At 47.2% G+C, this 14,416-nt stretch carries 16 protein-coding genes; 5 read left to right on the top strand and 11 right to left on the bottom strand.

Annotation, left to right across the window (positions count from 1 at the left end; all coding sequences use genetic code 11):
* The gene (locus ACJJI1_RS21700) at nucleotides 1-405 is read left to right on the top strand and encodes a secondary thiamine-phosphate synthase enzyme YjbQ (protein ID WP_444917522.1); all 405 of its coding nucleotides are present in this window, start codon (nucleotides 1-3) and stop codon (nucleotides 403-405) included.
* A gap of 27 nt (nucleotides 406-432) precedes the next feature.
* On the opposite strand, the gene ACJJI1_RS21695 is transcribed toward ACJJI1_RS21700, so the two are convergent.
* The gene (locus tag ACJJI1_RS21695; RefSeq protein ID WP_444957982.1) at nucleotides 433-1,458 is read right to left on the bottom strand and encodes a Gfo/Idh/MocA family protein; all 1,026 of its coding nucleotides are present in this window, start codon (nucleotides 1,456-1,458) and stop codon (nucleotides 433-435) included.
* A gap of 252 nt (nucleotides 1,459-1,710) precedes the next feature.
* The gene (locus tag ACJJI1_RS21690) at nucleotides 1,711-1,923 is read right to left on the bottom strand and encodes a type 2 periplasmic-binding domain-containing protein (protein WP_444957981.1); all 213 of its coding nucleotides are present in this window, start codon (nucleotides 1,921-1,923) and stop codon (nucleotides 1,711-1,713) included.
* A 78-nt stretch (nucleotides 1,924-2,001) separates the two neighbouring features.
* On the opposite strand from ACJJI1_RS21690, the gene ACJJI1_RS21685 reads away from it, so the two are divergent.
* From ACJJI1_RS21685 to ACJJI1_RS21675, 3 genes are all read left to right on the top strand, one after another.
* Nucleotides 2,002-2,952 (top strand): IS5 family transposase, encoded by a 951-nt coding sequence (locus tag ACJJI1_RS21685; RefSeq protein WP_444957980.1) that lies wholly within the window; start codon nucleotides 2,002-2,004, stop codon nucleotides 2,950-2,952.
* 177 nt (nucleotides 2,953-3,129) lie between these two features.
* Entirely contained in the window at nucleotides 3,130-3,354 is a 225-nt protein-coding gene (locus tag ACJJI1_RS21680) for a hypothetical protein (protein WP_444957979.1), read from the top strand.
* The gene (locus ACJJI1_RS21675) at nucleotides 3,344-3,895 is read left to right on the top strand and encodes a hypothetical protein (protein WP_444957978.1); all 552 of its coding nucleotides are present in this window, start codon (nucleotides 3,344-3,346) and stop codon (nucleotides 3,893-3,895) included. The genes ACJJI1_RS21680 and ACJJI1_RS21675 overlap by 11 nt, the downstream gene beginning before the upstream one ends.
* Nucleotides 3,896-4,086: 191 nt before the next feature.
* Here the strand turns inward: ACJJI1_RS21675 and ACJJI1_RS21670 are convergent, their stop codons facing one another.
* The 3 genes from ACJJI1_RS21670 to ACJJI1_RS21660 all read right to left on the bottom strand — a co-directional run bounded on the left by ACJJI1_RS21670 (nucleotide 4,087) and on the right by ACJJI1_RS21660 (nucleotide 8,849).
* Nucleotides 4,087-4,764 carry a transposase gene (locus ACJJI1_RS21670; protein WP_444957977.1) on the bottom strand — a complete coding sequence of 226 codons (678 nt, stop codon included), beginning with the start codon at nucleotides 4,762-4,764 and terminating at the stop codon, nucleotides 4,087-4,089.
* Nucleotides 4,765-5,171: 407 nt separating this feature from the next.
* Nucleotides 5,172-6,179, bottom strand: coding sequence for an agmatine deiminase family protein (locus ACJJI1_RS21665; protein ID WP_444957976.1), 1,008 nt, complete (start codon nucleotides 6,177-6,179; stop codon nucleotides 5,172-5,174).
* Between the two features lie 1,485 nt (nucleotides 6,180-7,664).
* Nucleotides 7,665-8,849, bottom strand: coding sequence for a serine hydrolase domain-containing protein (locus ACJJI1_RS21660; RefSeq protein WP_444957975.1), 1,185 nt, complete (start codon nucleotides 8,847-8,849; stop codon nucleotides 7,665-7,667).
* A gap of 128 nt (nucleotides 8,850-8,977) precedes the next feature.
* Here ACJJI1_RS21660 and ACJJI1_RS21655 point away from each other — a divergent pair, with 128 nt between their 5' ends.
* Entirely contained in the window at nucleotides 8,978-9,430 is a 453-nt protein-coding gene (locus tag ACJJI1_RS21655; RefSeq protein ID WP_444957974.1) for a hypothetical protein, read from the top strand.
* A gap of 173 nt (nucleotides 9,431-9,603) precedes the next feature.
* On the opposite strand, the gene ACJJI1_RS21650 is transcribed toward ACJJI1_RS21655, so the two are convergent.
* The 6 genes from ACJJI1_RS21650 to ACJJI1_RS21625 all read right to left on the bottom strand — a co-directional run bounded on the left by ACJJI1_RS21650 (nucleotide 9,604) and on the right by ACJJI1_RS21625 (nucleotide 14,416).
* Entirely contained in the window at nucleotides 9,604-9,939 is a 336-nt protein-coding gene (locus ACJJI1_RS21650) for a TusE/DsrC/DsvC family sulfur relay protein (RefSeq protein WP_444957973.1), read from the bottom strand.
* Between the two features lie 6 nt (nucleotides 9,940-9,945).
* The gene (gene tusB / locus ACJJI1_RS21645; RefSeq protein ID WP_444957972.1) at nucleotides 9,946-10,239 is read right to left on the bottom strand and encodes a sulfurtransferase complex subunit TusB; all 294 of its coding nucleotides are present in this window, start codon (nucleotides 10,237-10,239) and stop codon (nucleotides 9,946-9,948) included.
* Nucleotide 10,240: 1 nt separating this feature from the next.
* Nucleotides 10,241-10,603: a sulfurtransferase complex subunit TusC gene (gene tusC / locus ACJJI1_RS21640; protein WP_444907989.1), complete on the bottom strand. Its 363-nt coding sequence runs from the start codon at nucleotides 10,601-10,603 to the stop codon at nucleotides 10,241-10,243.
* Nucleotides 10,604-10,605: 2 nt separating this feature from the next.
* The gene (tusD, locus tag ACJJI1_RS21635) at nucleotides 10,606-10,998 is read right to left on the bottom strand and encodes a sulfurtransferase complex subunit TusD (protein WP_192879334.1); all 393 of its coding nucleotides are present in this window, start codon (nucleotides 10,996-10,998) and stop codon (nucleotides 10,606-10,608) included.
* A 65-nt stretch (nucleotides 10,999-11,063) separates the two neighbouring features.
* Entirely contained in the window at nucleotides 11,064-11,747 is a 684-nt protein-coding gene (locus ACJJI1_RS21630; RefSeq protein ID WP_444907990.1) for a Bax inhibitor-1/YccA family protein, read from the bottom strand.
* Between the two features lie 239 nt (nucleotides 11,748-11,986).
* Nucleotides 11,987-14,416, bottom strand: coding sequence for an endonuclease/exonuclease/phosphatase family protein (locus tag ACJJI1_RS21625; RefSeq protein WP_444957971.1), 2,430 nt, complete (start codon nucleotides 14,414-14,416; stop codon nucleotides 11,987-11,989).

Raw genomic sequence — 14,416 nt, 5'->3', positions numbered from 1 at the left:
ATGGCAATAGGTGAGATAAAAATTCCGGTTCATGGGCAGGGGCTTCACGAGTTTACCGGCAGTGTAGTTGATTGGGTCAGTGAACAGGCTCCCGATGAGGGTCTGTGTACACTTTTCATACAGCACACCTCTGCAAGCTTACTGATCCAGGAGAATGCCGACCCCAGCGCGCGCCGTGACCTTGAGAGCTGGCTTAATCGACTGGTGCCGGAAAATGACTCGCTTTACACTCATACCCTTGAAGGGCCAGATGATATGCCGGCTCATATCAAGTGCAGCCTTACCGCGACCAGCTTGTCCATTCCAGTGCAGAAGGGGCGTTTGATGCTGGGTACCTGGCAGGGGATCTACCTTTGGGAGCATCGCCATCACCACGGGGCTCGGCACGTTATCCTGCATATATGATGCATTGTTGGTTGCTGGTGGCACTAGCTAGATGGCTACGCCAACCGCCTGGCAGTACTGGTCGATCAATGACTGGGTCGAATGGGCTCTCTCTATAGCCTGGATACGCCCAACTTGGTTATCTGGGCTCGTTAAGCGGCAGAAGTTTTCAATCATCTGTACTTCTTGTGACTTCTGTATGGGCACTTGCTGGTGTGTGAAGTCACCGGGAGGGGCCAACTTGTGTCCGATGATGAACTCAGGAATAAATTCAGGATTGGTAAAACTAAATCCATTTCTCCAATCCAGAACAAAGTCATCCAGTTGGATTAGCCCATGTTCTCCATGAATGTCCAAGTCTGTTTGCCAGACGCCAGCACCATAACCGAACCCAAAAGTTGAAGTCTGTCCACTTGTAAATTCGATTAGACCCGCACCGCTAACAATGGCGCCGGTTTGAGAGTCCCGCTTAATGGCCCCCGCTATAGTCTTAACCCCTGTAGTGGGGCGCATAAATTCGATAACTGCGCGCATGTTGTACCAGCAGATATCTCCGATTGCGCCTGTAGGTTCTTGTTGTGGGGCGAATCGGATATTGTCTCTGTCCATCATGGGGGTAAAAAAAGCGCTGCGAATTCGCTCGACTGGACCCAGAAGCTTGGTTTGCTGCCGGATAATCTCGGCGGTACGCGGGTGGTGAGTGAAGTGGGTGGCATCCATAAACGCCAGCCCAGTTTCTTGCGCTTTTTTTGTGATTCTGTGGAGGGAAGCGGTGTTGAGAAACGGCTTTTCGCTGATTAGGTGTTTGTGGTTGTCCAGAGCTGCAAGGCAGATTTCTTCCCGGCTGGCCGTGGGGGTTGCCACATAGATGGCCTCTGAATCTTCCGCCTCTACCAGTGACTTCCAATCCGGGTAGACATTGGGAATCTGGTGCTCGCGGGCGAAGTCCTCGGCCCGTGTGTGCCGCCTGCTGGCGACGGAGGCGAGGCTGACGCTGTCTGATAGGCTGATGGCTCGGGCGGTAAAGTCGGCAATCTTTCCCGTGCCAACGATTCCGAAACGTATGTTTGCCATTGAAGGGTGCCTTGAGGTGGGTCGAGGGATGGCAGAGGTTAGTTTAGTAAAGAATAGAATAAACCAAAATTGTTTAGCCGGTTTTGTATTCGTCTCTCAATTTTGGTTTTGCTTTCAAGGACAGTGGTTTCAGTGTTTCATATATAAAAGTGATCCTGACTAGGCTTTTTAGAGGAATCACTTCCATATAAATTTTCGGGCTAATTAAAAGCGCAAAGCTAGGTCATTTTGCTTTTGCATTTTTAGTGACTTTCATGCAAGCGTTAAGCGCGGTTCAATAAAGTCTAAAAAAGCACGAATACGAGAAGAGAGGGCTGTGTTGCGATAGAAAACGGCGTTGACAAGTTCGCGCTGGTTCTGCTTGGACACACTCCCCGGTAGTATTTCTACTAGCTTCTTTGTTTTTAAATCTTTCTTAATCATGAAATGCGATAATAATGCCAGGCCTTCCCCTTGCAGGCACATTTGGCGAATTAGGGAACCTCTGAATAATTCCAGGCTAATTTGGTAGTATTCATTTATCCGTCAAGACTACGTTAGATCATGCACCAAGTCACCTTTGCCGAAGCAGAATACAATCTAAAGCGCCGCAAAACTCGCCGAGAGAAGTTTCTTTCTCAGATGGATACTCTCATTCCATGGCTGCGGCTAGAGACTCGAATTGAACCTTATTATCCACAAGGTAAGCGTGGCCGACAGCCATATCTTTTGAGCATCATGCTGCGTATTCATTGTATGCAGTTGTTTTACAATCTCAGTGATCCTGCTATGGAGGATGCGCTCTATGAAATTGAGTCTATGCGCAATTTCGCCGGATTGACTTTGGCTGGTCCAATTCCCGACGAAACGACGATCCTCAACTTTCGCCATTTATTAGAGACGAGTCATCTGAGTAAGGTTCTATTCGAGGAAATCAATAAATATCTTGCTGAGAATGGTATGGTACTGCGTGAAGGTACTATTGTAGATGCCACTATTATTTCCGCTCCAACTTCAACTAAGAATAAAAAGAAAGAGCGTGATCCAGAAATGCATCAAACAAAGAAAGGCAATCAGTGGCACTTTGGAATGAAGATGCATGTCGGAGTTGATGATGTGCTCGGAGTAATACATAGCGTAGATACAACAGCAGCGAATTCGCACGATGTCACAGCCACAGAGCGAGTCCTCCACGGGGAGGAAGGAAGAGTCTGGGGTGACTCTGGGTATATTGGTGCGGAGAAGCGTGAAGAGTTGAAGGAACGGGAGGTGGATTGGTACATAGCAATGAAGCCGAGCAAGCTAAAAACTCCTCCAGGGCGTGACGCACTCCGTAAGGCGGAAAAGATCAAGGCACAGATAAGAGCGAAGGTTGAGCACCCCTTTCGCTACATTAAACGGGTATTTGGTTATGACAAGGTCCGCTATCGGGGACTGTTAAAAAATACTGAGCGGCTGTGCTTGCTAGCAGGCTTTACCAACTTACTAATAGGGAGAAAATACTTGGCCACCTAGGGGTGGTGCGTCTGAAATCCCCCTACCGGGGATTTCAGGTGAAAAATTAGGGAGCTATTGCGTGAAAATTAAGCGTTTTTGCGTAGAAAAGTGAATTTTTTAAATAATTCAGCTTAATTCTAGATAAATGCTTCATTGACCAGAGGTTCCTTAAGTTGGACTATAGATAGGGATCCAGTGGGTAAATCTAAAAGGGACTTTTTAGAAAAGCCATCTCCAGCTGTTGATTTAACAAAGCAGCGTGCTTGGGCTTCCGGTACTACCGAGAGTGTGTTATTGGGGAAGGTGCTTTGTGCTTTGACGGTTCAGGCACCTAAGAATCTTTACAGCGAATGGTTTGATAAGGATCTTATGAAAAAGCTTGAAAATTATGAGGGGTTTATTCTAAAAAATGCCAATTGAATTGCTGTCTGAGTCGATGACTTTTGTAGTCGGATATGGTTATACGGGGTGGATTTTAACTCTCATCATGATTTCCATCTTAGGGTTTTCTTTTAATCAAATTTATATTGTTGAGAGAGGTGAACAACTATGGAAATTTAAGTTGGTAAGAGTGTATCTTGGAGTTGTTGTTTTTTTAACATGTTTTGCTCTAGTTATTACACTGTGGAAATGCTTTACCGTGTATAAATACCGTAAAGCTCTGGTCGAGGGTAATGTTAACTACATTGAGGGAGGGGTTGTATATGAAGAAATCCCACTTTCCAAGAAGGCACAAAGCGGACCTCAAAGACCTATAGCTAGAGTTGGGGGTATATTATTTACATTACGTAGATCACCTAGTGAATGTATCAATAAATTTCTCTCAGGGAAAACTATTGATGACGACCAAAAGGGCTTAATTTATCGTATTTGGTATGTGGAGAAACCTGCCGCAAATACATTCATAGGTATGCAAGATTTTGCCCCATGTATAGTTAAGCTAGAAATCCTATCAGAATAATCGGGCAACAATTCTAATTAATTATTAGGTTAGAGAAAGGCGCTAGCAGCGTTGCTGGCGCTAGTCCCGGTGGCTATTTCTTTCTGCTTTATAGTTAAGGTGAGGTGAAATTCAGAATGTCTATGCTTGGGCTTAGAAAAACTGCGGCTTTGAATAAAAGTGGAAAATAGTATCGAGAGAACGGAAGGGAGTTAGCAGGGTGTTGCAGAAAGGTAGCACCGACAGTCTCTTATGCCATGTACCCAACGTTTATTGAGTCGCCTACAAGCGTGTCTTACGGCCTCAGCTGACCCTACCAAACCCTTAAAGCGGCTTTCAAAATTACGACTGAGATAAAGCCAGTGCCTTGGTGGAATACCTAGTCGCTCGAGTATGGGTGGAGTGTTTTCAGCGATGGCTCCGCGCTTTCTAGGGTCTAGATGTCGCCCGCTCCAATCGACTAGCTCTAAATAGTGATCCAGCCGAAAAGGAAGTCCTTTAGGCATATTCAGTCGCTCACCGCCTACAAGTGGCAGTAGCTCTTTGGGCTGCTCGTCCAAGATTGATGCACGAATACGCTGCTGAATGGAAGTGTGATCAGAATCTTCAGGGGTTTTTGCCATATTAGCGCGGATGGGGTTGAGGTCTACATAGGCCATGCAGGCAGCAAGGGCCTTTTCATCCAATAAAGCTTGGGATTTAAAGCGTCCTTCCCAGAAGCGACCTGTACACTTGTCTTCAGTGTTGGCTTGGCGAGCGACAGACTCATTTAAGCAGCGCATAAACCAGCTGATATCCATTAAGCGTTCTCGCCATATCGAAGCGACATCTTCTATTGCCTTAAGCTTGTAGGGATCAAGAGTATCGCCGTTTAGATATCGCTGGGCCAAATTAGAGGCCTTGAATATTTTTTGCCAGCGATCAATCACCTTGAAAAGAGACCACTTATCAGAAGTTTTTTGTCGATATAGAGCACCGCGTGGTAGTGATTGCTCATTATTGCATAGGAGGCAAGATCCAGGGCAAAAACCTCAGTCAAATTATACATACGATTTTCAATTCACTCACGCCGATGCGAGCAATCTTTCCCGGATACACTATCCCGGCCGCAAAGGAATGTTTGCCGTACACAGCGGGATACGCAGTGGTAATAAGGTGTTGCGTCAAGAGATATTTGGGTGCTTTGTGGTAGAATCATTGGCTGTTCGAGTATTAGTGTTTTGCAGATTTGTGCTTCTTTATCAATAATGTTAGCGATCTATACGTTATGCTTGATGAGCGCCTGATAACTTGATGCTTAAATAATTATTTCTTGCTGTGTAGAACAATGAATACTACCACCACCAGAGGCAATTCCATTAATTGCTATTTGCTCAATATTATGATTTGGAAAGGCCTCTTGTAAAATAGCTCTGGCTTTTGCGTCTGCGTTCTTATCACCAAATTTTTGAGAGATTATTGCACCGTTACAAATATAGTAACCAATATAGCCTGCGGCAAAGTCTTTAGTGCCAAATCTTTCGTTAATAATTTCTGGCGTATCCAAAATGTGTAGTTTAAGTGGGTTTTCATCTGCGTCGACACTATTGCTTAATGTTTTGATGTTTTCACGAGTAACCCAATAGTCATAGGAAGATTGATAATTATCCCGGTTAACTATCACTTCACCTGGCTTAATAAAGCGTGCATAAAAATCGGTATGGCCATCTGTGATATCCTTACCCTTAATACCTTTGAGCCAAATAATCTTCCGTAATCCGAGTAGTACCTTGAGTTCCTCCTCAATATCAGACTTTGACCATCCTGGATTGCGATTCTCATTGAGAATGCAGCTCTCAGTCATTATTGCGGTGCCATTGCCGTCAACTTCAAAAGATCCACCCTCCAGTACGATATTTGCTCTCTCATGGATTGCTCCAGATCGATTAGCGATATACTTGGCAACATGTTTGTCTAGTGAGTGCTCCTGTTTGTTGCCCCAACCATTGAAATTGAAGTTTAAAGCGATTTTTTCTCCATAGCTGGATCTTACAAAGATGGGGGCAGTATCACGGAGCCACAAGTCATCGATTTCAAAAGTATGTAGCTCAATTTCATAATTTGAACTATCTAAATCCAGTAGTGTTTTCGCTTCATGAAAGTCCTTTCTGCTCACCAGGATAGATACAGGCTCATAATTGGAAATTGTATTCGCAATTAATGCCAGATTTCTTTTCACCTCAGGAATTTGCTTGTGTGACCAAATGTAATTGTTTGCAACAAAAGCCATCCATGTTCTTTTGTGTTGGCCACTTTCATCAGGCATGTGAAGCGAGCTATAGGCTAAGCTCTGTGTGGCTAATGTTTTTTTTGCGAATAAGGAGCTTCCGAACAAAAGGGAACTCATCTTAATAAATAGTCGTCGGTCAATCATGGTGGCTTGCTGCTATTTTGAATAGTTACTTTTCTGAGGTTGATGGGTTTAAGTCTAATGTCATTTTGCATTTAAGGCTATAAGTTCATGCGAAGTTTGCAGTCTAATTTCTATATAAAAAGTATATTGAAATATATTTTCTTTTTAAGTGGGGTTTCCGTGTGTTTGAAGAGGGTTTGTCCTGCTTGGGTATGTTCTAGAGAACCTTAATCTATCTTGTTGTTTAAAAATATAATTAACTAATATTATATTAAATAATTCATTTATATTAAGAACGCCCGGTTAGTGTTGGGCTATATAGCCTGTAGGGAGATTGTAGGGTGGAGTTTTACGGGCTAAGACCCCAGTATTCAGTTTGCTTTTCATTGATTTAAGAAGCTGAGGGTAGGAAAGAAAACGTTGCGCTCGAGACCGCATGAAGAATGAATGCCAATTGGGGCTTAGTGGGAAGGATTCCCAGCGTGCCCGAGTAGATTTTACTCTTTTCTTCTAATTCAGAATTAATAGTGTATACAACTGCTCCTTTTATTAGGGTGTTATATGTAGTAATAAAACTGAATGGTCAAGCTGATACTTTTTACACTTGGTAATTGCCTGATGGCGAAGTTGTTTGAGGTGGTTTGTGAAAGTTCTGGTTATTGGAGTTGGGCCTGCGGGGCTAGCAGAAAAAATTGCAGGCATAACAAAGCTAGAGTAAAAGGACATTCATGGATTATGACAAGCAGGAAATGAGCACACTAGACACACTGCTACTTAGCCATACTTGCTAGCAAAGAAATAGGGGTGTGATCGCGTTTAAAATTTTATCTATTTTAGTGCGCTGAATATTCAATACATGGGGGAATGGAAATTGCTCTATGGATGTATAGTGGATCAACTTAGTTGAACTCAAGAGGAGAGGAACTGCTGGCATTAGTGTACACTCTGTATTCAGTGTTCATTGAGCAAATTACAGGCTTATCGCACTGCTTATACTAAACCTACCATATCTTTAAAGCGGTTTTAAAAATTTCGTTTGAGGAAGATCTCAGTGTGTAGGTGATATCCCCAGCCGTTCTACTATAGGGGAGTCTACTCAGCAATGGCTCCACACTTTGTAGAGGCTAGATATCGCTCGCTCCAGCCGACTAAATCCAGGTAGTTGTCAAAATGGAAAGGTAAGCCTTTTGCATTTTGACACGCACACTATTTACAAGCGGCAGTAAACTTTTGGGCTATTCACTTGAGGTTTCTGCACAAATACTCTGTTGAATCGATGTGGTGATATTGGAATGGATGGAGTTGAGATCGATATAAGCCATATAGGGTTGCGAGAGTGCTTTTCTTCAGCTTAAATCGACCTTTCCAAGTGCCAAGTCTCATTTGTTCAATGTAAATTTAACTTGCCCTGGTATCCTTAATATTGCACTTTTCAACTGCATCATAAACTTTTTTTGATAACTCTTGGAACATATTAATTTGGGGTCTTTCTGCATTCCTGTTGGTGAGAATTACCAGTGCTAGCCCTGTTTCTGGAGCAACATAAGCTGCTGTGAATACTCCAATATTGCCACCAAAGTGGCTTAAATAAGAGCGTCCTTTGTAGTTATAGCTATTCCATGCAATAAATTGATTTTCCAGGTGGTCTGGAATGCCACTGATGGAGCGCTCGGAAAATATCTCTTGAAGCACTCTATCGGAGGAAATAGCTTTGCCCATAAAGATCCCTGAATTGGCAACTGCGCCAAAGAATTTTGTCATGTCTGATACTGTTGAGCGTAACATTGCTGCTGGATACCCGGGTGTACTACTCTGTGCAACAGCGACAAGCTGGCCATCAGAAAGTGCTTGATATGGCGTTGCAACTTCTAACCCATGTGTGTCTGCTATAGTCCAGAAAGTATGATTCATTCCCAGTAATTCAAAGAAATTATTCTTAGTCCAATCTTTAAAATTCAATCCAGACTGTTGCTCAGCCCAGTGGCCTAGTAAGCTATAGCCGATATTGCTATAACTCCATTGTTCCCCGGGCGCGGATTTAAGAAAAGATTTATTTGCTGAATAATATTTACCATTCTCTAGAAGGATACCTTCCAGCAGCTCGGAAAGCTCCATTTCTGAATCTTGCCCGGGTGTTCTGAAATCCACTTCATAATACATGCCATCTTGGATGCTGGATGTATGTGTAAGCAATTGGATCAGGGTAATTTCCTTTGAGGGGTGGTGGGGGGAAACTAAATGGGAGCCAGGACCTAAATCTACAGTACTTTCTAAGTCGGCCGCATGCTTTTCAGCAATCTCCATTACTGCTAGAGCTGTTATTGGCTTGGTTACAGAGGCTATCTGAAAAATAGTGCTGGGAGTAACTGGTGTTTTGCGTAACTTATCAGCAAAGCCAAAACCTTCTTCATACACCGGTTCTCCGTATATTGCTGCTCCTATCGCCACTCCCGGTACATTAGCTTCAACTCTAAAAGTTTCAAACTCCTTTGAAAGGTCTTGTAATTGAACGGAGCAATTTGTTTGAGCTATCGCACCCCACGATTGTAAAAGAAGTACGAAGGCTATCCATTTTGTATTCATTATTAGTCCTTTTTTAATATATTTATAAATATGTTTATAAATATATTTGAAGTGTATGTTAGAATCAAGTGGCAATTACCCGCTGATGGGCCCCATATTAAATGGACAGGTGAATACGAGTTGGCTTTATGACCTCTGAGAATTACTTTATTGGCAAGACTGCGGAGGCTATCTCCACCCTTATTACCAAGCAGTGTGAGGTAATTCTCACGAGGAATGGCGTGCAAGCTCCGGTTAAATCTTGCTCAATCATCGTGACTTTGTATCGATTGGATGGGTTGTCATTAAATGAAATTGCTCGTGAGACAGACTCTTCTCCTCAGCTTATTAAGCAGAAACTTCCCAAGTTGCTTAAGCTCTCACTTATAAAACATGAAGATGATTCAAGTGATAAACGAAGGAGGCTTTTCTTTTTGACAGACAGAGGAAAGCTGCAGGCGGAGAAAATACTTGAAACATTCCAAGAGCTAGAGCTTTCTATGGATAGACTCAATAAACATCTGGGATTCAGGCTTTCTGACAAGTTAGAGGAAATAAAGCGCGCACTTAATGAAGTTCCACTACATTCAGAGGCTCCCTAAGTAAAAGTTTATAGTGTGTATCTAGGATGTGCTTTTATAGCTCGCGTATGGATTTGAGCCCAAGGGCAAAGAGCTCGCAAAATAGAGCCGGCCTTATAGACTGGTTAGATTAAGTTCATTTAGCTAGTTTGCCGGCCAGGTTGTTTCAAACTTACCTGGCCAAGCATAGGGTGTTACAAGCAGTTGGTCGGCTTAGGTAAGCCGGCAATTTTACTGGCCACTTTTGCTGGGCTTGGGGGGAAGAGTTGCATCAAATAGATACTGCGGCCCTTTTCTGCGCCGAGATGCTGGCCAATATATTTTACCAGCGGGCGCATAGCGGGGGAGAGTTCAAACTCGCGGTAAAATTCTTGCAACAGCTCAATAACTTGCCAGTGTTCCTCGGTTAACTCGATGCCCTCAGCATTGGCTAACTGAAGGGCGGCGTCCCGGCTCCAGTCGCTGAGGTTGCGCAGGTAACCCTCCTTGTCCAAGGGGATTTCCTGGCTATTGACTACTAGGTTGCTCATTTTTTGTTACCGAAACCAGCTGACTATGGGTTGATGCTCGGTACAGAGCTGTACCCAGCGCGCATCATCGATCATTTCCGCTCTATCCATGTTTACTGCAAGTTGTTGCAGACCTCGGGCAGTGGCGTCTGCTTCAAGGCAGAAAATTTGGGTACTTGGCACTGTTTCCAGAGCCTTGTGCCTCAGCGCATAGACACCATCTTCAATAAGCAGGAGCGAGTCATCCTGAGCAAAAGCACCCAGGCATTCCTTAAGGGCATTGCTGGTATAAGGGGATTTGCTGACAATATGCAAAGTCATATCAGAAGCTCAATACAGTGGGATAGGCGGCGATCAGTGAGCCGGTATCTTTTACGGCTTTAGTCTCTGCGCCGGCAACCTGGATCTGCTCCAGGGTGATATTGCGTTCAGCAAGGCTTTTCTCACAAACGAAAAACTGCTCAATGCCAAACATCGGCAGAGCCTGCAAATTGCGTCGCAGGCTTTTCTGGCCGATATCCGCAGGTGATTGCTGGTCCAGCAATTGGAATACCCCATCGCCGAGAAATAGCAGGTCCATGTCCTGTTCCATCGCCGCCGCTGCCAGTACGGCTTCGATACCTTCCCGCGCCAGGGCATTGCCGTAGGGGGCGGTGCGGCATAGGGCCAATGATTTAGTACTCATGCTCAGCCTCCAAAGGTAATCAGGCGATCGGAGTTGGCGACAGCGTCGGTTAGTTGGCCGAGGCCTGCCAGCTCAAAACCCTCTGCCAAGTTGGCGGCGGGTCTTTCCAGGCGCTCGGCCTCTCGCTGATTCAGCACACCGCGCCGTTGCGCAGCGGCAATACAAACTACCAGGTCCAATTGGTGCTGGTGGCCCAGTGCCTGCCACTCTGAAGTCAGGTCAGTTTCGTCCTGGGGAGGGGCGGCAATGGCATTGCTGTTTTGTACGCCGTCGCAGTAGAAAAACACTCGATAAATTTCGTGGCCTTGCTCTAGGAGGGCTTTGGCAAACCGGAGTGCACTGGATGAAGACTGGGTGCTGTGGGGGGCTGAGTAGATGGCTAGGGAAAACTTCATAGGGGGCCAAATAGTAAAATGCCCCGCGGTGCGGGGCATTGTGACTTGCTCAACAAAGCTGTTGCTTAGTCGTCAGAAGATGCGAATCCAAAGATGTGCAGCAAGCTGGTGAACAGGTTGAAGATGTTCAGGTACAGGGAGGCGGTAGCCATCAGGTAGTTGGTCTCGCCACCGTTGATGATGCGGCTGGTGTCGTACAGGATGAAGCCAGACATCAGCAGGGCAACAACGCCGCTCAGGGCCACGCTAAACAGCGGCATGTGGATGCCGAAGAAGCCAGCGATGATAACGCCCAGGAAACATACCAGTACTGCGATCAGGCCAACGGCCAGGAAGCCGCCCATAAAGCTGAAGTCTTTGCGGGTAGTCAGTACGTAGGCAGACAGGGCAAAGAAGATCAGGGCAGTGGTGCCCAGGGCTTGCATAACGATCTGGCCGCCGCCAGCCATGCCCAGGAAGTGGTTAAGCATTGGACCAATGGAGGCACCCAGCAAGCCGGTAAATGCGAATACAACACCAACGCCTGCGGCGGAGTTTGCTGTGCGCGGTAATACGAACCAGATGAGGGCCAGGGCTCCCAGGGAGCAGACCAGGCTCATGCCACGACCCATGCCAATAGACATGGAAATGCCGGCGGTAATGGCACTGAAGAGAACGGTCATTGCCAGTAGGGCATAGGTATTGCGCAACACCTTCGCCGATTCCGAGCGATCCAGTGCGCGGGTTTGAGTATAAGCTTGCGGTTGCATTTAGCGACTCCTGCTATTAAGTGATAGAAGAATCATATAGCTCGCAGTAGGGACCTTCAAGTCGGGAAAACCCTTTTAGCGTCCGTCTGCCAGTCTCTATGAATTCACAAAAACCCTATATTTTTAAAGGATTTATTCAAATATTCTCCGCTTATTGTGGGGGCTGTGGGGCATTTTTCAAGTGTTATCACTCGGGTTGGAGGGTGCGAAGAGAGTGGGGCTCGATAAACCGAGATCGATTACTTTCCACCCTTGATGGGTAGGTCGATATCCACGATCAATGGCAGGTGATCTGAGGCTTGGCGGGTCAGCGATGTCCTGGGCACCCGTACCCGTTTCACATTGAGCCCCGCACTTAGGAACATGTGATCAATACGGACCTTTAGGAAGGTCCCTTTGGGGTTGTGGCGGGGCGCCTGCTCCTGGGCATCCCTGAGATAGCCTCCGAGTCGCTTGCACTCGGCAGAGTTGGGTAACGCGTTGAAGTCTCCCAGTAGCACTCGCTCTCCGGTACAGCGGGGATTGCTGAGCCATTCGGGGCCGAGAAGGGCATCCACCTGGCGCAGCCGCTCTGCACGGGATAACCCCAGGTGGGTGTTGATAATCTGGATAGGTTTGCCATTGGCTTCGATTTCCACCCAAACAGCTCCACGCGGTTCGTCTGCAGCGGGGTTAAAAAGTCCCCCTTTGCCGGAGGGAGGGCCGGGCAAAATCCCTTTCTTGATGAGCCGGGCGGGGAGATGGGTGAGGATCGCATCACCGTAGCGCTCCTCTTTCATATTTATGGTGGGCTGGAAGTGCAGGTCCATTGCCAGCAGGCGAGCAAGTCTTTCGGCCTGGTCGAGGCCTCCGGTGCGTTTGCGCATGACATCCAGTTCTTGTAATGCCACCACATCCGGGCGATAGCGGGCAATTACCCGGGCAATTCGCTGTGGGGAGAGCTTGCCATCCAGCCCTCGGCAACTGTGCACGTTGTAGGTCATGATGCGCAAAACAGTTTTTGGCATCCTGTGGTTATCTACCTTCATGGGGCGGGCGCCACGGAGGTAGGCGCGGGCTGTGGAGCGCAGATCCTGTGGGCGCCAGTAGCCCCGACTGGGGTCTGGGGGCTGGATATCCTCTGGCATCAGGGCGAAGGCATGGGTTTCATTGGGGCCAGAGCCACCGTGACTGCCATTTTCCATGGCAAAAGTCATGGGTTGCCGCATACCGGCACACCAGCCGTACATCATAAAGTCGCCAGAGTCCGGGTGCCGGCACAGGCTGGCCATATCCTCTGCGGCTTCAACCGGGTAGGGGTGTTCGTCCCCCATCAATTTGCGGCCGTCTTCAGGAAGCTTGATGGGGCCACCTTTCCACCACCCATGCACTGGTGAGGAAGCAGGGGAGGATGGGTCTTCCAGATAGAGTACTAGGGGCACTTTGGCTTGCTCCACCATCCTTTTGGCGGCATCTGCCCGGCTGGTACCGTTCAGATCAATGTTGTACAGCATCGCGATTGGGCCCAGGGCCGCTATGGCAGTGGGTGTTCTATCGCCCTCTTGCGTGGACTCCTCCTCGATGCTGCTTTTGTCCATCCACTCACTACCGAACAGTCGAGCTCGCTCGAAACGGACTTTTTTGGGGATAGTGGTAGATTTGATCTGCGGCGCTGAAGGTAAATTGGATAGAGCTTCCGAAAGGGCATCGCCAAGGCTGCGCCCGTTGACCTCTTCATAGGCCACTGTTTGTTCCTGCCCGTGGTCTGAAAAAATCCACACGTCGTAGTGCCGCCGCTCAGAGCCGTGAGCAGCCTTCCAGATTTTGGCTATCGCACTGTCTATCCCCTTTAATACCCAGTGGGCAAAGGCCGATTGCGGCCCGCGCCGGTGGGACTGCTCATCGTAACCGAGCAGGTTGATATAAATAATCGGCAGGCCGCGGGTGATATCAACTTTCACCCCCATGGTGCACAGCTCTCTCGTGAGAATGGTGATGGCGACCCTTGTGGGGATAAACATCAATTCCTTAAGTAGGTTTTGGCCACCGATTATCCCGCGTACGCAGTCGATTAGAGATAAAACTAGCTCAATCAAAATCAGCGCGGTAGTGCGAACAAGGCTCCAAATATTGGTGACAATCAGAATGGCGATTGCCATGGGGCTGGCTTCGCGTAGGGCTGGGCCCCATCCCTGGTCGGCGGGGCAGAAGTGCGCTTCACCGGTTTTTGTGCCGGCTTTAAATAGGCTGAGATAACAGCTGCCCCCACGCAACAGTGGATCGCGGTGTTGAGTCTTAATTCTTTTTTCGACCAGGGCGGCAACCTCAGGATCGTACATCCGTCCGAGTTTTTGCGTTTCGTGGACGAGGAAGCCAAATGCAGGTACGGCCTGGCGCACTCCATAAAAAAGTTCGGCCTGTACCGCAGGAGTTGTCGATGGGACTCCCGGGTACATATGCTCCAGGCGATAGTGCTCTTTTCTGATTAGCCGCTTCAGGAATGGCATTCGCCCTCGGGCCAGTGCTTTGAGAAGTTCGGGGTAGGCCAGTCCGTCAATCTGGATCAAAATTAGCCCTGGGGCATGGGGGCTGTTTGGGTTGGTGGATAATCCGAGCAAGCGAGTAATCCATTCGCTACGACTGAGTCGGCGGCGCCAGCGTCTGATTGATAGTCCGATACGGCTTAACAT

The organism is Microbulbifer maximicatervae (SeqCode) (genome assembly GCF_052467065.1).
This window is presented reverse-complemented; position numbering and strand designations above follow the sequence as displayed.